We start from the raw sequence: 17684 nt of genomic DNA, 5'->3' as shown, positions 1-17684 counted from the left end.
GGAGTGGGAGAAGATAGGGGCCAAGGAGGAGAAGGCAAAGGAGGAGTGGGAAAAGGCGGCAGTAAAGCTAAAGAAGCTGGTGCAGGGGGTGAAGGATCTCAAGAGCAAACTAGAAGAACTAGAAACAATAAAGGGAGTGGGGGAGAGACTTAAGGATGATATAGAGAAAATCAAGGAGCCAGGAGACCTAGAACAGCTAGAAGCTAGGAAGATAGAGGAGGTAAAGACGGCAAAGAAGGGAGTGGTGACACAGGTAGGGTCGCAGGGGATAAAGGCGCTGGGAGACTTGGGAGCGGCGATAGAAAAAGCGGAAGGAGTAGAGGAGAAGAGCCTGGGTGAGCTGGTGAAAAGGCTTGAGGGGAAGTTGGGGCCATACAGTAAAGAAAAGCTCGAGGCACTCAAGGACACACTAGAAGAACTAGCTGCAATAAGGGAACTGAAGGAATTGGGATTGGAAGAGAGATTGAGGGAATTAGCTGAGGTTAAGGAAGTTAAGAGATTGGCTGAGAGGCAGAAAGCTGGGGAATTAGATGTGCAAGGGGGATTGCAACTGACTGAGAAGATTAGAGCATTGGGAGGACAGCTAGATCTGATGGAGGGGAGGTGGAGAGAGAAGTTTAAGGAGCTAACACAGTTGGATGAGCAAGGTGTACGTAAGAATCTGAATCCACAAGCTATAGCAGCAGTGGCAGGTAAACTCGAAGAGATCTGGGCACTGGGGACGCTAGGTCAGTTGGATGACCTAATGCCTGGGGAGAGGTCTAAGGCATTAGCTGAGGTTAAGGAAACACTGAAGCAGTTGAAGGATGAGTTGGGGTTAGTGGACCTAGATAGGAAGCTAGTAAAGATCACAGAACTGGAAGCACTGGGGAAAATCAGAAAGCTTGGAGAATTGGGGGATTTAGAGAGGCTGGGAGCTAAGAAGATACGGGAGCTGGTGAAGAATCTAGGAGCACTGGAGCAAGAGAAGATACAGGAGGTGGAAGCGGCGGGGAAGCTGGTGAAGGGAAGGGAAAGGGGTGGCATCACGTTGTTCACGAGCCTTGAGAAGCTGACAATAGAGGAACTTAAGAAAGCTGGGATGACACAGCTCGAGAAGCTGGTAAAGGAATTGGAAGCACCCGGAGTGACAACACTTCCAGGCCGGGCAGATCTTAAGAACAAACTAGAGGCACTAGTTGCAATAAAGGAGCTGACAGAGACGCAAAAGAAGCTAGATGAACTATCCAAGATCAAAGCACTAGAAGAACTTACAGAGATTGCTGAGAAACGTGGAGTAGCTACAGTGATGAAGGCTGCATTGACTAGTGCTATGGAGATTACAAAGAATAGGGGTTGGACTGATTACTTAAATAAAGTTGATTCAGGTAAGAAGAGTGATGCTGTTAAAGAACTGATTGCTGCTGAGAAAATAAGAAAGCTGACACAGTATATTAATACATTGGAAGCTGATGAAAAGGCTGTTGTTGCTGGGGCTTTTGCCAAAGCTGTTGAAGGTGCGGAGGTGATAGAGGTTAGGGCTATTGGGTCTACTTCTGTAATGCTCAATGCTTGTTATGACCTCCTGACTGACGGTATTGGGGTTGTGCCTTATGCTTGTGCTGGTATCGGTGGTAACTTCATCAGTGTTGTAGACGGGCATATAAATCCTAAGTTCGCCTACAGAGTGAAGGCTGGTCTGAGTTATGCTCTGACTCCTGAAATTTCCGCTTTCGCTGGGGCTTTCTACCATAAGGTGCTAGGTGATGGTGACTATGATGAGCTACCTCTTAGCCCTATTGCTGACTATACAGGCCCAGCTGGGAGAAATAAGGAAACTGGTGTAGCTTCCTTCACCATGGCTTACTTCGGTGGTGAGTTCGGTGTCCGGTTTGCCTTCTAGGTCACACTAGAGAAAGTAACCTTCTAGGGGGAGTGCTCTCCGCACTCCCCTTCCTCCATGTGAATCCTTCCTAGCGAGTATCCCTACAGCTGGTCTGTTCTCCAGTAACCAACTAACTTCTTCTAACTTACGGAATACTACCAACCGCGGGGTAGATACTTGGTGGGTTGCGGCGGCAGGGTCGAGAGTTGAAATCGTTGGGCAGTCAGTCCTACAGCCAGTCCCTGTATACGTCTTCCTTCCTGATTCTTGTAAGTGCGACTAGTGCAACCAGTGCCCAGAATATTATGCAAAGCCCAGGGGCAATGCGCCAGCCCGTTGTCTTAACTAGCCAGGTGCAGAGTGCAGGGGCAATCCCTCCACCAATTGCTGAGGAAACATTCCTCGCTATGCCAAACCCTGTGTACCTTACCTTGGTGGCTCAGCATGGGTGTTCTTACCCAGTATTTTATTGATATGGCAGATATTCTGGGATAGACTGACCAGGCTGTGGTGCGGTTTTAAGGGGCTGTATGAGTGTGGGAGGTGATCCCTGGGGCGAGAATGGCGGTGAGGGTTTTGATAAACCTAAAAATGGTAAAAGATTCGGAGATGGCCAGTTAGATGGCTTCTTTGAGGGCTTCCGCTCTGCTCTCGGGGGGGTGCCTAGGAATAGTAACGGTGGGGGCTTCGTATTCAAGGGCTCGTACGTTCTGTTTTTGGTTCTTTCTATAGTCCTGTTGTATGCCTCTTCGGGGTTCTATGTAGTAAATCCTGAAGAAAAGGCTGTTGAGCTTCTGTTTGGAAAATATAACAAGATCACCGAGCCCGGATTGCGGTTCTGGTTGCCTCGTCCCTTTGGCAAGGTGATGAAGGTGAAGGTGGAGATCGTCAGTAAGGAAGAAATTGGCAGTGCTGCGTATAGGTCTACTTCTGACCTTGGCCATGGAGAGGGCATCATGCTTACTGGTGATGAGAATATCGTGAATATAAACTTTGACGTCCAGTGGAAGGTCACTGATGCGTATAAGTATTTGTTCTGCGTTCGGGATAGCAGGCCGGGAGCGACTGTTAAAAATGCCGCTGAGAGTGCGATGCGGGAGATAATAGGGAAGAGTACTCTTGCCTTCGCGATAGAGGGTGAAGGTAGAGCTTCCATAGCGTATGAGACTAAGAAGCTGTTGCAGAGCGTCTTGGACCAATACAACATGGGCGTGGAAGTCCTCTCCATACAGCTCAAGAAGGTGGACCCCCCAGAGAAGGTTATCAGTGCGTTCAGAGACGTGCAGAGCGCTCGGGCCGACAAAGAGCGGGCAATAAATGAGGCCCACGCATACCGTAATGAAGTGTTGCCCAAGGCGAAGGGGGAGGCAATTAGAATAAAACTCGATGCTGAGGCCTATAAGAGCGAGGTAATAAATCGGGCACAGGGGGACGCAGCGAAGTTTCTTGCGGTGCACAAAGAGTATGTGAATCAGCCAGATGCCGTTAGGGATCGTATGTATATAGAAGCGATGGAAGAGGTGTTGCACAATATGAACAAGGTTGTGGTCACCGACGATGTTAAGGGTTTGTTCTCTTACTTGCCCTTGGCCGGAGATGGAGGCAAGAAAGCTGGGAACGGTAGGGGGTGATTATGAGGTTGAGTCTGGCCAAGCTCGCGCTGCTGTGTGGCTTTGTTCTTGGGGGAGTTGCGCTCTTGGTGGAATCTCTCTTCATTGTGGATGAGGCGCACCAGGCTATAGTGGTGCAGTTCGGGCGTGTGTTAAAAAGTGTGCAAAAAAGCGGCCTCTTTCATAAAGTCCCGGTAATTAGCGAGGTTATATACTTCGACAAGCGAATTATAGAGATCAGATCGGATTCTTGCGAGGTAATAGCAGCAGACCAGAAGCGCTTTGTTGTGGATTTTTACGCAAAGTACAAAATCGTTGATCCGGTCAAGTTCTACCAAACAGTGCGGAGTGAGACCGGGCTTGAGAATAGGCTGGGCTCAATTATAGAGTCAAGTTTGCGTGCACAGGTGGGCAGCGTAGCTTTGATCAACTTCCTCAACGAAGCACGGGCTGATGTTATGCGTCGCATACAAGAGGGGGTAAGTACAGAGTCCGAAAAGTTCGGCGTAGAGATGGTTGACGTGCGCATTAAGAGGGCAGACCTTCCCGAGGAGAATAGTGCAGCGATTTTCCGCCGTATGCAGACAGATAGGGAAAAGGAGGCGAGGGAAATCAGAGCGGAAGGTGAGGAGATGTCTCAAAAGATCAGGTCAGATGCGGATTTCCAGACACGTGTTATTATCGCCGATGCGATGCGGGATGCACAGATTATCAGGGGTACGGGGGATGCAAAGGCCTCTCAAATTTATAACAATGCCCTTAAGGCTGACCCTGACTTTTTCAGTTTTTATCGTACAATGAGGGCCTACAGGAAGGTCTTCAGCGATGGCACAACTAAAATTGTGCTGTCACCAAACAATGATTTTATCAGTCTTTTTAACAAAAGCAGGGGTTAGGTGTGAAGAGGTTTTTATCGCTTTTTTTGCTGATTGCGTCGCTGTATAGCTGGGCGTTGCCGTCAGCGGCACAATCGAAGGTTGTGGTTCCGGACAGCCGCAAGGGGTTCTCTGAGCTCGCTGCTAGGCTGTTGCCTGCAGTAGTCAATATTTCCACGGAACAGACCGTAGATGGCGATGCAAGCTCTATGGGCGGCCAGGGTTTCAGGTTCCCGGGAATTCCAAAGGGCATTTTTGAGGAATTCTTCAACAATTTGGAACCTCTGCTCGTGGACCCACCAAAACCCAGAAAGGTAGTTTCCTTGGGTTCGGGGTTTATAGTAGATAAGTCCGGGCTTATAGTGACCAACTATCACGTTATAGCGAATGCTAAGGAGATTCACGTGAAGTTTAGTGATAATTCCACGGCCAAGGCCACAGTGCTGGGGAAGGATCCTAAGACGGATCTAGCGGTGCTCAAGGTTAAGACGAAAAAAGACCTGCAACCGGTAACGCTGGGCAACTCTGATGATGTCTTGGTAGGCGAGTGGGTGCTGGCCATAGGTAACCCTTTCGGGCTTGGAGGTTCAGTAAGCGTAGGCATAATTTCCGGCCGTGCGCGGGATATCAATATTGGTACTGCGAGCGAGTTTTTGCAGACTGACGCCGCCATAAACCGTGGACATTCCGGGGGGCCACTGTTTAACGCCGATGGGGAAGTTATTGGCATCAACACGGCAATAATGTCTCCTCAGGGAGGGGGCAACGTTGGCGTGGCGTTCGCCATTCCCTCGAACAATGCAGCACGTGTTATAAGCGTCCTATCCAAGGGCGGAAGGGTAGAGCATGGTTGGCTGGGGGTCGTCATTCAACATGTGACTGATGACATGACAGATTCTCTGGGCCTGGAGAGAGCGAGAGGTGCGTTGATATCCGGTGTAGCAAAAGACAGCCCGGCGGAAAAGGCGGGGCTCAAGGTGGGTGACGTCATTCTTGAGTTCAATGGGCAAAAAATCGAGAACATGCCTCAGCTTACGCATCTAATAACGAAAGCCGCGGTAAACGAAAAGGCTAAGGTGACTGTCCAGCGTGATGGCCGTACCTTGAACGTTGTGGTCACAATCGGCAAGCTGCCTGACGATGCCGTGCCGGGGGGTGCAGACCAGGAGGCCACTGATGATAGCATAGGGATCACGGTTGGTAGTCTTCCCAAAAGTTCGAAGAAACAGCAGCAGGAGGGGGTGCTGATACTTAGGGTTGACCATAGAAGCGACGCATTTAGCGAAGGCGTCAGAAAGGGAGATATCCTGCTTGGCATCAATTCTACAACAATAAACAGTGTGTCAGATTTTAGCAAGGAGATGGGTAAAATCAAGGGTAGTAGCGGCGGAAAAGGTTCGCTGTTGCTGCTTGTAAAGAAGGGAGGGGGTGATGCACCGCCGATATACATACCAGTGAAATTCAACAAGAATGCGTAGGCTTTGCTGTGCTCGGAGCGTTGCTTTCCTTGTTTTGCCCCGCGGCCCTCACCCAGGCGTTCTGCACCGATCGCCCCGGGGCTTGGCCTTGGCCCTATTCTGCTCTCGCCCCACAGCTTGCTAAAATTGCGCAGTGTAACAACCCCTGCAATGCGGAGAGTATGCACAACAGCGAAGGTGGGTCTGTGCAGTGTGGCGGGGGCGGGGCCGTGGTAAGCTCTGGGTTTTTGGAGCTTGGTTGCCGTGCTCTGATTTCTACGTTAGTTTTTGTTAAGAACGTGCAGGTGGCCACCTGTAGCTCCATTCCCAAGTATTACTCTCGTACAAAAGTGCACCGCCCAATTATAGAGCTTTTCAGTACACGCCTAGATAAAATTGAGAGGTCAAGTATCGGCTCTGCTGTTGCATATGGTCAAGGAAAGATTTTCACATAACAGAGGGGGGAACAGCGATGGTAGCTTCGTTTAACTTTGCTTGCTGCTGCAGATCTGCATACATTCCTAACTCGGCATACAACATCTCCAGAGGCACTCTGAGGCTGGAGCGCTGCAATGTTGAGAGTGGCCCACAAACAATAGCGAGGGAACGCCATGTCGCGCCCTATTGATAACATTGATAAAGAAAACCTGGCATGCAGGGTGTATGAGGTTACAGGATACCGGTTTAGGGATTTAGACCTGCTTTTGGAATCACTGACCCATCCCAGTCTCTCGCGCGAGAGTGCAGCAAATTATGAGCGCCTCGAGTTTCTCGGTGATGCCGTATTAAGCATGGCTGTGTCTGAGATGTTGTACAGGCTCTTTCCAGACGATGATGAGGGTTGTCTCACCCAAAAAAGAACGGCGCTCGTGCGCGGCTCAGAGGTGGTTGAGATTGCAAGATCTATAGGCTTGGGTGGGCTTATACTTATGTCAAGCGGGGAGATGTCTTGTGGAGGATCTGACAATCCAGGCACCTTGGAGAATGCATTAGAAGCCCTCATAGGGGCAATGTACATAGATGGCAGTTCGGAAGATTACAAAAACTTTATACGTGAACATTGGTTCTCGCGCGCACAACGCATGTCCTCGGCACCACCTCAGGATCCAAAGACTGCGCTGCAGGAGTGGGTACAAAGCAGAGGCTGGACGGTACCGCTATACAAATTAGTGAGCAAATCTGGCCCAGAGCACAAACCGGTCTTTGCAGTCGAGGTGAGTATACAGGGGCACGGCAGTATATTGGGTACTGGCAGCAGTAAAAAGCTCGCGGAGCAGGAAGCGGCCAAGTTGATGTTGAAAAGGATCACCGAACTTCCGCAGAATGGAGCGAGCAACCCGGAGTATTGTGAAAAAAAATAAGCGCAACAATGAAATTCTGGCGTTGCTGGTGTCAGCCATAGCCTCAATGGTATGCCTAACATATGCATCGGTGCCATTGTATAGAATTTTTTGTAAAGCAACTGGATATGGCGGCACAACGAGAAAAGCCGTATCTGTGGCCCCAGATAAAAAAATAGGCAGCTATGATATCAAAGTAAGGCTGAATGCGGACACACATGGCATCCCACTGCTTTTTTACCCGGAGCAGCCCCACGTTATGGTAACTCCTGGAGTGCAGAAGTTGGCCTTCTACGTTGCGGAAAACCCGTCTGATAAGGAAATAAGCGGAATGGCAGTGTATAATGTGACCCCAGTACAGGCAGGGAAGTACTTTTACAAGATAGCCTGCTTTTGTTTCTCGGAACAGACATTCGCCCCGGGGCTTAGGATAACGATGCCAGTGTCGTTCTTCATATCTCCGGCAATAGAGGAGGACCCTCAAACCGAAGACATTAGGGAGATTACCCTATCTTACACCTTTTTCCAAACAGCACAGGAGGGCGGCCGCACCGCCACTGAAGCCTCTGCCCTACAGCGGGAGGGAGAGCAAACCGGGCACTAATAAAACCGCGCGGCACCGTGGCTTGCACGCCACAGCGGGGCTTCTCCTCGCACAGCGAGAACAGCCTTCTATACCCTACCCTCATGGAAGCAGCGGTGAGCTACCCAGGGGCACAACAGAAGCACCACCTCTTGAGATCGTGATATTAGCTACGTTCGCAGGGGAAATGTTCAGCCTACCCGCGATGTCTTCTATGTCCGCATCCGAAAAGCGCGTCCTGTCATCGCTTAGCACCACCATACGACCCGCAGAGGAGGAGAGCATGTAGCGCACTAAGCCTACAACCCCCGTAGCCAACACCAAAGTAGCCGCGATCAGACACACGTTAGACGCCACAGAAGGAGCAAACAAGGCCTTCGCCGCCTCTAAAACATCACCCCGGGTACAAGCACACAAGACACCAAACGCGGCAGAGAAGGTACACAGCGAAACGCCAAGCACCGCCACAAGGCCGCAGGAAAAGGGCTCAAACTTAGCGGCTCCGCTGAGCCCACTCTTCTTAACACTGACCTCAGCCCGGGCGTTAGTGCTACTCACGAAAGGCCCGTTCATCTGCAGCATACTCGGAGAGTCAAAGTTCCCCTCTGGCAGAGAGACAATGAGCCCATACCTACTTATGGTCCTCAGCCTCACGCAGAATACTATAAGCCCACATAACGCTGCAAAAGCACCCACCATGGAGAGCAGGAAAGCAGCAGTGGCAGGCCCTGACTCCAGCAAGGGAAACCCGGAAGCGGAGATGTAAGCCGCGAAGAAGGCGAGGGAGGCGGCACTAGCAATCAGCAGCACAGCACACATCTTGGCAAACAGCCTATCACGCCCCAGCCGTAAAATACCCACATCACCGTGGTCAGCGTCCCTATACACCCTACAGCCTCATCACCCTAAAAGATTACTAGCATTTTAAGGAAATCAGCACCTAGAGTCAATAGGACCGCCATGCAACCGCCTCGGGCAGCGCCTTAGACCTACACAGATACACCTACAACGCGAAAGCCGGCCGCACCCAAACCACAAAGCATACAGCAGCACGGCAACAACTACACCCGCCCCCGTTTCGGAGGGCCGGGAAGGAAGTGGGGCGACGTAGCACCTATCCACCAGGCAGAGAAAGCAAACCGCCCGGAGCGGCACCCACCACAGCAAAACACCAACAACTGCAGTGGAGACGATGCGGAAAGGCCGCCGCCCTGAGATTACGGCGCAGGATTGACCCCGACACCCCCGTAACCAGCGTTGTGCACGTGTATAGCAACAACTTCGCTGAAGTCAGTCTCTGGGCCCAGCGCACCAGCAGGGAGTACCCCATCTGCGGCGGAGACATCACCCGAGCTCACAACACAAAGCCTGTTCCCCTGGCCAGATGCAAGCAAACCACCTCTCATGGCAGCAAAGAACGTTACAGCCATTGCCAAAAACAGCATGACAACCCACGCTTGTTGCAGAGGAGTGGCAGCAGCAAACCCGGAGCCTATCATTTCAGCAGTGATAGCGGTCTGACTAGGCAGTGCACCAGACAGCGCAGCGAATACAGTAAGGGTTACCAGACCCGCCATAGCCGTAGGAGTGGAGAACGGGTTTGTACGACTGCTCGAAGCAAAAGACACAGCGCGTACCCTGTTCCCTTGCTCCTCACCCTCTTTGTCAGGAGTTGTCAGATACGCAGCATCCGGATATAGCCCGTTCATTTCCTTCGCTTTCTTCTGATGTTCGTTGCAGACCACAGCTAGGCCTATAGCAGCAACAACAAACACAGCCAGCATGACCATAAGCGCTATGAACTGGGGACGCTTCAAGAGCACGCTAGACTCCAGGCCTTCTTGAGACAGCCTCCACACGCGCGCTGCAAGCGCAGCAACCACTATGACCGACAGAGCCGTAGTAACACCCAAACCCTGACGCATATACCTAGTACTATCTGGGTTCGCTATGTGCGCACTCAGCTTCTCATCTTTAATCTTAAAGGACATAACCGACACAACCTAAATAGATAACACCCAGGCGATACTACTGCTGGGGAACAATATTGTCAACTAGTTAAACTTGGAAATATAAAACCTCACATGCAGAAGCTAACTGTTTTAAGGGTCTTTAAGCGGCTGCCATCTCGTTGTACACACGTTTTTACAGCAACGGTCAGCAGCATATGCCCTCTCACAGCGGTCATGGCGAGCTGTGACATTTACGCCACATTGACTGAGAAGAACAGCATATGACCCTGCGCAGTGGCATGTACACTGGCATGTACACGTGAATTTAGTCTGCCGAACCTGCACACTATGCATCACGAGAAACACACAACAAACAACAAGACATCATGCACGTGTGGTATGCTGCATGTGGGGTTACTGCAGGCTACGGGCGTCTATAATACACTTAATACAGACCCCAGAGGCTTCGCGTTCGAGCCCCATTAGCGCGCTAATCCAGCTTGTACTCCGTAGGGCATTGTGGGCTGGGCCCTGTTCTGCTTCAGCATCGGCAGTGCGCGCATTCCTGGTGGCCGGGCCGTCTGCGGCTCCACGCGCCCCTCGCGTAACAGAGCTAGGAGATGACTCTTCCGAATCTGTCGTACGAGAGGAGTCAGGGTTTGAAGCCATAACAACGAACATATTTACGCGTGGTGTGGCCCCGTCAGTAAAAACCCTGACGCAAAATAGTAGGAGGCATGAAATCAAAAGCACCGCAACTGCGGCGACAAACGCAATACTCTCTATGCTCTGCATTCTGGCGGCCAATGAGGCAATTGAAGGTAAGGCTTGCGACCGCCCAACCACGACCCCACCTGCCAGCGCAGCAGCAATCAGCGAACATACAATCGTGCATGCAAGAACTGACTGAAACACCCCATAACCGCCTTGCACCCCGTGCCGGCGTACACTGATATCCAGTCTCTTACTCGAACAACCGAAAGGGGCTTGTATTGTTCCGCTAGCGTACTGCACCCTACCGCTGCGACTTTGCAGGGCAGACATAATAGACATAAACGCCAAACTCAGAAGGAGTGTCACAGTAGAGACCACTGCAACGATAAAAACCGGAGCGTACCACGAGAACGCAACACCAGCAGATATCGCATAGGCAAACGCAAATGCGGCAACAGCAGCGAACACAGCCGCGCAGAAGGCCCCCAGCCTGAAGTAGACATTGCTGATGGGTTTACGCAGAATTAGGGACCTTACACCACCCCCAATGTCATCATCAAGCTCCCTCTTCACATACCCTCATTGAAATACAAACCCAGGGCATATTCTCATCCCCAAGCTCCAGTATATCCACTATCCCTCAGGGTGAAAACCACAAATCTCCGCGGCACTCGCGTAGCGGTAATACAGCAAGCATCCCACTGCATGATAGTAAGTAACAGGCGTTACACCGGTGCAGTTCACACGTTAGCGAACTAGAGTACGGTCCTGCCACCAATGTTGTTACGCACCCCCACTTCGACGACAGATAAATCACCCAGTATCTCCCGCGCAACTTCATTAACTTCTTGCAGTGTTATGGAATCAAACAGCGTGCGATATTCCGATATGTAGCCCAGCTCCCTACCCTGCAGCTGCAGCCTCATGAGCAAATTTGCCACAGAACCCGTGTTTAGAAAGGTAAATACGAAAGAATCGAGGATATCGGCCTTTGAGATGTTGAACACCTGCTCATCTAACCCATGTTCTTTGACCTTCTTTATTACATCAGCAAACCCATTTACCCCACGCTTAGCTGTTGTATTGTCGGTGTACAGAACACCTAGCATCAAATTCATGTGCCCCTCGTTGTGCAGGAAGCTGCCCACCCTGTACGTGATTCCAAGCTTCTCACGCAGTTCTCTCATCAACACCGAATTCAATGCAGTACCGCCCAGTGCGTTTGTCAGGAGCTGCATTGCATGGTACCGCCGGTCTGTGGCTTCTACGCTTTTGCCAGCAAATACAATTACGCTTTGGGGAGCCTTGTATTCGATATATCCCCTACTGCCTATGTTGGGATCAACCGGGCTGACCCCTCTAAGATTCTGCCCTCTACGCAGCCGCGCAAAGCTTGTGTCGAGCATTTTTGACAGGCTTTTTTCGCTGATATCTCCCACTACTCCAACAACCATCTGATCGAGATCAAAAGTCTCTTGCTTGTAGCGCGATACGTCATCAAAAGTTATCTTGTCGATATCCTCGATGCTGCCTCTGGGTGAGCGGCCGTAGGGGTGATCACCGAATAAAACGCGCCCTATCCCATACATCGCCAGCTCTGAAGGCTCAGTCATACTATGGCGCACAGCAGACTTTTGGCGCTCTTTTTCCTGTGCAAAAACCTCAGAATTTATGTGCGTATCCAACAGGCAGCGGCCTAGCATTTCTAGCGCCAATCCTAGGTTATCTGACAAAGTCTTCAAAAAGATATATACATTTTCGCGATCGACGGAGACTGACAAATCTATCCCCCGCTCAGTAAGTTTTTGCAGGGCACTAGCACCTTCTTCAACCTCGGAGTGCGGCATAACCAAAGAGGCCAGGTATGAGAGGCCATGCTGCCCTTCTGGGTCATAAGCAGACCCGGCTTTTTTGAACGCAATTGCTACAGAGACTATCGGCAGGTTATGTTCTTGCAGATACCAGTAGCTGATGCCATTTGGAGTGTTTGCGCTGCGTACGTCCACAGTTACCCCACCAGCAATACACTCAGTCCCAAACAGCACCACACTTACAAGGAACAGAATGCGCAATAAAGGGTTAGCATTCATACAATCAACCTCCTATAATTTAGGTAACAAATGCCCTTCCACCGCGGGACTAGTAAAAATCCCCCTGATGGCAGTGTCGACATCTTCGACCCGGATGCTCTTGATCGCATCTACAACATCCTCCATAGAAATTGCGGGGGACCCAATGGCCAAAAGTCCCGCGTAAAACCACGCCCTATCCTCAATGCCGTCAAGGTCATACACCACACGCGCCATCCCCCTGTACTTGGCATTCTCTACAAACTTTCTAGACACCCCGGACGAGACAAGCCGCTCAACCACGCGCTTGACTTCCCTGCTTGCAACATCGGGAGAGACGCCTGGATGCAAGTTTATATCTATGGAAACTGCCCCACTACTCAACTCCTTGGCACTATGTGAGGCAGAGACTCGTGTTGCCACGCGCTGTTTGCGGACCAATTCATCATACAGTACACCAAATTCGTCTCCGGCAAGTACATCTGCAGCCAGGGCGGCCGCGTAGTAGTTGCGCAAGCCCTCATCTTGAGTGATACTGGAGGTTTGATATAGCATAAACATCTCTGGGTCTGCTACGGATGCGCTTTCCATCTTGACGGTTATACCAGCCCTGTGCGGGGGTTCTAGCTTGGCATCGGCATTACGCTCAACGGCCTCACTATTGTTTGTCAGGCCACCGTAATTGGCTTGCGCAAGCTCCATCACTTCCTCAAAACTCACATCCCCAGCCACCAGCAATATTGCATTGTTGGGGTTGTAGTACTTGTGATAAAAAGCCTGGACGTTTTGCATGTCATAGTTCGCTATTTCGTGCTCCCAACCGACTACTGGCCTTCCATAGCCGTTGCGATAGAAGACATTCACAGCCTCTTCCTCCAGTAGCCCACGTGGGGTTGCCTCGGTACGCATTTTTCTTTCCTCAAGCACAACGTTGCGCTCACGCTCCATGTGCTCCGCAGTAAGGTCCAGGTTGCGCATTCTATCGGCTTCCATTTCCATCATCAGCGGCAGGTGTTGCTTTCCCACTAGCTCGTAGTATGCAGTGTATGCGGTGGAAGTCAGCGCGTTGTATCTTCCACCAAGCCGGCCGATTGTGTCAGAGAAGTCCTGAACTTTCTCCGTACCGGTAAACATCATGTGTTCAAGAAAGTGGGCGATGCCTGAAAGGCCGGGTGGATCATCCATACCTCCCACCCTATACACTAGCATATGCAGCACTATCGGGAAGCGATTGTCCGATATCACATAAACCTTCATCCCGTTTTCGAGTTCCGCAACCCGCACACCTTGTAGCTTTGCGCAAAATGCGGGACCACAGAAGAGGGAAGCTAACAGAAAGCTTGCCGCAAAAAACTTGTTCATCGCCCCTAATCCAAAATGAAAATAAGCCCTGTGCCAAGCAATATAGCTAGACAATTAATATTTCTTAACAGAAAGCGCCACAGGGTCAGCGCTTTCGGCGACACGCGCCTTGGCGTGGTACATAACCTCAAGACACAAAAACCCAATAACCCCACAAGTCACACAGGCATCTGCAATATTAAAAGCAGGCCAGTAAAGCTCACCCACATGTAGGCTGATAAAGTCGTACACAGCGCCAAACCTGAGCCTATCTGCAAGGTTGCCCAGGGCACCTCCTATTACCACACCCATGCAGAATGTGCTTTTCTTGTGCTTGGCTTGCAAGAGCAGCACGAAAAGCGCCAGTATAACCCCCAGAGAGACGTATGTGAAGATTAAGTTGCTACTCTCCATTGCACCAAACATGCCAAAGCTAATGCCTCTGTTCCAAACCTCCACCAGGTCACAAAACTTAAAAACCTGCGTCCCGCCTGATTTTGAATACCAATCAATCGCATAGGCTTTGCTCACTTGATCAAGCGCGAAAATAAACACGATGGCTATCACACCAACAATCTTACCCTTCACTGTATACCTCTGCTAACTATACAACCCGCAGTTTAGCACAAAAGTTGGGGCTGTAACATAGGCGCTGCAAATGCGCAATTAATACTTTTGCTTCACGTCAGATATGTCCTGCGCTATCTGCCGAACCAGTTGATCAACATTGTGGAATTTACGCTCAGGCCTGAGAAAGCTAATCAGCTCTACATCGGCCCATTTCCCGTAAACATCATCGTCAAAATCAAAGACGTGCATCTCCAACAGTGGGCATATTTCCTCAGCAAAAGTGGGCCTTGTCCCTATGTTGACGACGCCAGGCAGCCAATAATTGTTCCCGCCAAAACGCACTCTTGCATGGTACACACCATTTTTCGGCAGTACGGTATGATCCATGCTAAGATTCAGCGTCGGGAACCCTATGAGCTTCCCCCTGCCCCGGCCTTTTAGCACCCTTCCACTGACGACATGCCGTCTGCCCAGCAGCAGATTTGCGGTTTCAATATCACCCAGTTGCAAGCACTCCCTGATGCGAGAGGAAGAACACGCACGTCCGTCCACCATGTACTGCGGTACTCCTGTTACCCCATATCCGCATGTGGCCGCGTGTAGCTCGAGCGATTTGAGATTACCCGCACACTTGTGCCCAAAAACGCAGTCTTTCCCCACAACTACGTGTCTGGCTTTACAGCCACCGACCAGCACATTATGAATAAACGCATCGGGTGATAGCTGCGCAAATTCCTGCCCGAACTCCACAACGTACAGATAATCCACCCCGCACGCTTCTATGAGCTCCACCTTGTGTTCAAAGTCTACTAACAAGAAATTCTTTCTCTGCCTCAAAAAAGCGGCAGTGTGGGGGGAGAACGTCAAAACAGCAGCGGGCAGAGACAGCTCGGCAGCGCGCCGGGTAAGCTCCGCGAATATCTGCACATGCCCGAGGTGTATTCCGTCAAAATTACCGAAAGTCAGCGCTACCGCCTCTTTACCCTCGTGCCCATACAATACTTCCATATAAAAACTTTACATCTATACGCAGCCGTGCTAGCTAGAGCATGCACATCTCGGAAGGAGGAGCGGTATGCGGGAGGTCCTCATATATACAAAGGTCCCCTGCCCCTATTGTACTAGGGCAAAGGCTTTGTTCAACAAAAAAAATGTACCCTTTAAGGAGATTGACATCACCGATAACCCGGAGGCTATGCGTGAGATGGTAGAGCGCTCGGGGAGGAGGACTGTGCCGCAGATTTTTATTGACGGCAAGAGCATAGGCGGTTGTGATGATCTATACGCCCTGTACGAATCCGGGGAGTTGGAACTCTAGAGTGCGGCAGTCTGTTGCGGGTATTGTAGCGTAGCTCAGCACGTGCGCCCTGGCCCCTTTCATGTTGCTGGTGTCTGTGCGGGTGGAAGGCAAGTGGCGCGCGGTCGTGGGCTTGGCATGAATCGAGTGCTGGCGCGGCGGTGGAGGAGTTCTATGCCCCGGGCAGCAGCTTCAGGATGATGCACCTCTTCCTACCGGCAAGGTCGTACTCATAGTTGCAGAAGCCTATATTCCAGCGTAGGGCTTCGTCGCGTATTGTGCTCTGATCTTCACCAATCTCCAGGATCGCCCTGCCGGACGGGCGCAGGCATTTTTTCAGGACCTTAAAAATCTGAGTATACGCCTCCATGCCCCTTACCCCACCGTCCAGGGCCCTCAGTGGCTCATGCTGCCTGACCTCACGCTGTAGGCCGGGTATTTTGCACCTCCTGATATACGGGGGGTTGCTTACTATCAGGTCAAACTTCCCTTCGCACCGCTCCCAGCTTGCACAGCGCAGTTTTACCCTTGCGAGCATGGAGTGTCGCACAAAGTTTTGTCGCGCAACGCGGTAAGCCTTCACACTCTTCTCAAATGCAACCCCGGTGGCGTGTCTGTAGTGCGATAGTAGCGCAATCAAGATGCACCCGGTGCCTGTGCCCAGATCGGCAATTGTGAGGTTACGATTTTGGTTTTTGTAAATTTTGATTGCAGAAGACACTACAGACTCAGTATCTGCCCGCGGATCGAGAACATCTGAATTGACTGCAAAATCCATGCCCCAGAATTCCCGTTTGCCAAGAATATGCGAGACTGGTTCCCCCGATAGCCGCCGGTCCAGTAGCGCGAAAAACCTATCCGCGCGTTCTTGTTCCACTGGCATATCAGCATCTACGAGCATGGCAATCGCACTGATACCCAGGGCCTGCTGCGCGATGAGCTCTGCATCTAGCCTCGGAGTTGCCACGCCAGCACCGCTTAGCATGGCCGCAGCCTTACCCAACAGAGTAGAGATTCTCATCGCTTGCATCGCACATACCTGAAAGGCCAGCCATGTATGAAGCCGTGGATCCGCAAATTCCGCTGCATAGTTTCGGGAAAACTTCGCAATATTGTATCACAATACAGAAACTGCACTCTTCTGCAAAGCCTGAGGTTACGACGCTAACCGCTACCCGCCACCACACGCGCGGGCGATTGAGGTGCGCGCCTACTGGTGGTAGGGCGGGAAATTCCAATTCTTTGGCGACATGGTGAAAACTTCCGCCCCATCTTTGGTGACCCCTAACGAATGTTCGAACTGCGCGGAGAGAGAGAAATCTCGGGTCGTCACGGTCCATCCGTCTTTCTTGCTCACGGTGGTGTGGTGCTTACCTGCATTTATCATGGGCTCCACCGTGAAAAACATTCCTTCCTGCAGCACAGTTTCATCTTCCTCGTCGTAGTAGTGTACAACATTAGGCGCCGCATGAAATACTTTGCCGAGGCCGTGGCCACAATAATCACGCACAATTGAATAGCCATATTTGGCTATCGTTTCCTCAATCGCCATGCCAAGCCTATTGAGCTTCTGTCCGGGCTTCACATGTCCAATTGCAGCCCACATTGCTTCATACGAGGCCTCGCACAGGCGCTTGGCCTTCACCGCAGTGTTCTCGCCAACCCAGTACATCCTGCTGGTGTCCCCATGCCAGCCATCCAAAATTACCGTAACATCTATGTTTAGTATGTCCCCATCCTTGAGCGCCACATCATCCGGGATGCCGTGGCACACTACACAATTTTTTGAGGTACAGATAGACTTCGGATATCCGCGGTACCCCAGGGGGGCGGGCACAGCGCCGGCATCTATAATGAAGCGATGGCACAGATCATTCAAAGCGTTTGTAGAAACCCCGGGCTTTACGTAGGGAGTTATGAAATCCAGCGTCTCGGCGGCCAACCTACCCGCCCTGCGCATGCCTTCAAAATCCTTCTCGGAGTGAATAGTTATGCCCCCAGCCGAAACCATG

16 protein-coding genes and 1 pseudogene are annotated in these 17684 nt (G+C 51.2%); 8 read left to right on the top strand and 9 right to left on the bottom strand.

What is annotated here, in order from left to right; all coding sequences use genetic code 11:
• Positions 1-1432: 1432 nt before the first annotated feature.
• From ACIS_RS01285 to ACIS_RS01255, 7 genes and pseudogenes are all read left to right on the top strand, one after another.
• Positions 1433-1882: pseudogene (locus ACIS_RS01285) on the top strand (P44/Msp2 family outer membrane protein); the annotation flags it as partial.
• Positions 1883-2394: 512 nt separating this feature from the next.
• Complete coding sequence (hflK, locus tag ACIS_RS01280; protein ID WP_012880441.1) at positions 2395-3495, top strand: FtsH protease activity modulator HflK; 1101 nt, start codon at positions 2395-2397, stop codon at positions 3493-3495.
• Positions 3496-3497: 2 nt separating this feature from the next.
• A complete protein-coding gene (hflC, locus tag ACIS_RS01275) occupies positions 3498-4370 on the top strand; it encodes a protease modulator HflC (RefSeq protein WP_012880440.1) in 873 nt (290 codons plus the stop codon).
• A 2-nt stretch (positions 4371-4372) separates the two neighbouring features.
• The gene (locus tag ACIS_RS01270) at positions 4373-5827 is read left to right on the top strand and encodes a Do family serine endopeptidase (protein WP_012880439.1); all 1455 of its coding nucleotides are present in this window, start codon (positions 4373-4375) and stop codon (positions 5825-5827) included.
• A 161-nt stretch (positions 5828-5988) separates the two neighbouring features.
• On the top strand, positions 5989-6261 hold the full coding sequence (locus ACIS_RS05550) for a hypothetical protein (protein WP_238523304.1): 273 nt from the start codon (positions 5989-5991) through the stop codon (positions 6259-6261).
• Between the two features lie 156 nt (positions 6262-6417).
• Complete coding sequence (rnc, locus tag ACIS_RS01260) at positions 6418-7167, top strand: ribonuclease III (RefSeq protein ID WP_012880437.1); 750 nt, start codon at positions 6418-6420, stop codon at positions 7165-7167.
• A 46-nt stretch (positions 7168-7213) separates the two neighbouring features.
• Positions 7214-7750, top strand: coding sequence for a cytochrome c oxidase assembly protein (locus ACIS_RS01255; RefSeq protein WP_410510740.1), 537 nt, complete (start codon positions 7214-7216; stop codon positions 7748-7750).
• Positions 7751-7831: 81 nt separating this feature from the next.
• Here ACIS_RS01255 and ACIS_RS01250 read toward each other — a convergent pair whose 3' ends face one another.
• The 7 genes from ACIS_RS01250 to ribF all read right to left on the bottom strand — a co-directional run bounded on the left by ACIS_RS01250 (position 7832) and on the right by ribF (position 15383).
• Positions 7832-8617, bottom strand: coding sequence for a hypothetical protein (locus tag ACIS_RS01250; RefSeq protein ID WP_012880435.1), 786 nt, complete (start codon positions 8615-8617; stop codon positions 7832-7834).
• Positions 8618-8946: 329 nt separating this feature from the next.
• A complete protein-coding gene (locus tag ACIS_RS01245) occupies positions 8947-9720 on the bottom strand; it encodes a hypothetical protein (RefSeq protein WP_012880434.1) in 774 nt (257 codons plus the stop codon).
• 375 nt (positions 9721-10095) lie between these two features.
• Positions 10096-10968, bottom strand: a complete 873-nt coding sequence (locus ACIS_RS01240) for a hypothetical protein (RefSeq protein ID WP_012880433.1) — start codon at positions 10966-10968, stop codon at positions 10096-10098.
• Positions 10969-11150: 182 nt separating this feature from the next.
• Entirely contained in the window at positions 11151-12485 is a 1335-nt protein-coding gene (locus tag ACIS_RS01235; RefSeq protein WP_012880432.1) for a M16 family metallopeptidase, read from the bottom strand.
• A 12-nt stretch (positions 12486-12497) separates the two neighbouring features.
• Positions 12498-13826 carry a M16 family metallopeptidase gene (locus ACIS_RS01230; RefSeq protein ID WP_012880431.1) on the bottom strand — a complete coding sequence of 443 codons (1329 nt, stop codon included), beginning with the start codon at positions 13824-13826 and terminating at the stop codon, positions 12498-12500.
• 54 nt (positions 13827-13880) lie between these two features.
• Positions 13881-14393: a signal peptidase II gene (gene lspA / locus ACIS_RS01225; protein WP_012880430.1), complete on the bottom strand. Its 513-nt coding sequence runs from the start codon at positions 14391-14393 to the stop codon at positions 13881-13883.
• A gap of 78 nt (positions 14394-14471) precedes the next feature.
• Complete coding sequence (gene ribF / locus ACIS_RS01220) at positions 14472-15383, bottom strand: riboflavin biosynthesis protein RibF (RefSeq protein ID WP_012880429.1); 912 nt, start codon at positions 15381-15383, stop codon at positions 14472-14474.
• Between the two features lie 67 nt (positions 15384-15450).
• Here ribF and grxC point away from each other — a divergent pair, with 67 nt between their 5' ends.
• Positions 15451-15693: a glutaredoxin 3 gene (gene grxC, locus ACIS_RS01215; protein WP_010265991.1), complete on the top strand. Its 243-nt coding sequence runs from the start codon at positions 15451-15453 to the stop codon at positions 15691-15693.
• Positions 15694-15844: 151 nt separating this feature from the next.
• Here the strand turns inward: grxC and prmC are convergent, their stop codons facing one another.
• Positions 15845-16693 carry a peptide chain release factor N(5)-glutamine methyltransferase gene (gene prmC, locus ACIS_RS01210; protein WP_012880428.1) on the bottom strand — a complete coding sequence of 283 codons (849 nt, stop codon included), beginning with the start codon at positions 16691-16693 and terminating at the stop codon, positions 15845-15847.
• A gap of 189 nt (positions 16694-16882) precedes the next feature.
• Entirely contained in the window at positions 16883-17683 is an 801-nt protein-coding gene (gene map / locus ACIS_RS01205; protein WP_012880427.1) for a type I methionyl aminopeptidase, read from the bottom strand.
• Between the last annotated feature and the right edge of the window lies 1 nt (position 17684).

This window comes from Anaplasma centrale str. Israel (assembly GCF_000024505.1).
Taxonomy (GTDB): domain Bacteria; phylum Pseudomonadota; class Alphaproteobacteria; order Rickettsiales; family Anaplasmataceae; genus Anaplasma; species Anaplasma centrale.
The sequence above is the reverse complement of the archived record's forward strand: the minus strand, read 5'-3'. Positions and strand labels throughout refer to the sequence as shown.

Coding starts and splice junctions, on each gene's coding strand:
- hflK (WP_012880441.1), top strand. CDS start 2,395: ATGAGTGTGGGAGGTGATCCCTGGGGCGAGAATGGCGGTGAGGGTTTT.
- hflC (WP_012880440.1), top strand. CDS start 3,498: ATGAGGTTGAGTCTGGCCAAGCTCGCGCTGCTGTGTGGCTTTGTTCTT.
- ACIS_RS05550 (WP_238523304.1), top strand. CDS start 5,989: ATGCACAACAGCGAAGGTGGGTCTGTGCAGTGTGGCGGGGGCGGGGCC.
- rnc (WP_012880437.1), top strand. CDS start 6,418: ATGTCGCGCCCTATTGATAACATTGATAAAGAAAACCTGGCATGCAGG.
- ACIS_RS01255 (WP_410510740.1), top strand. CDS start 7,214: ATGGTATGCCTAACATATGCATCGGTGCCATTGTATAGAATTTTTTGT.
- ACIS_RS01245 (WP_012880434.1), bottom strand. CDS start 9,720: ATGTCCTTTAAGATTAAAGATGAGAAGCTGAGTGCGCACATAGCGAAC.
- ACIS_RS01235 (WP_012880432.1), bottom strand. CDS start 12,485: ATGAATGCTAACCCTTTATTGCGCATTCTGTTCCTTGTAAGTGTGGTG.
- ACIS_RS01230 (WP_012880431.1), bottom strand. CDS start 13,826: ATGAACAAGTTTTTTGCGGCAAGCTTTCTGTTAGCTTCCCTCTTCTGT.
- ribF (WP_012880429.1), bottom strand. CDS start 15,383: ATGGAAGTATTGTATGGGCACGAGGGTAAAGAGGCGGTAGCGCTGACT.
- grxC (WP_010265991.1), top strand. CDS start 15,451: ATGCGGGAGGTCCTCATATATACAAAGGTCCCCTGCCCCTATTGTACT.
- prmC (WP_012880428.1), bottom strand. CDS start 16,693: ATGAGAATCTCTACTCTGTTGGGTAAGGCTGCGGCCATGCTAAGCGGT.
- map (WP_012880427.1), bottom strand. CDS start 17,683: ATGGTTTCGGCTGGGGGCATAACTATTCACTCCGAGAAGGATTTTGAA.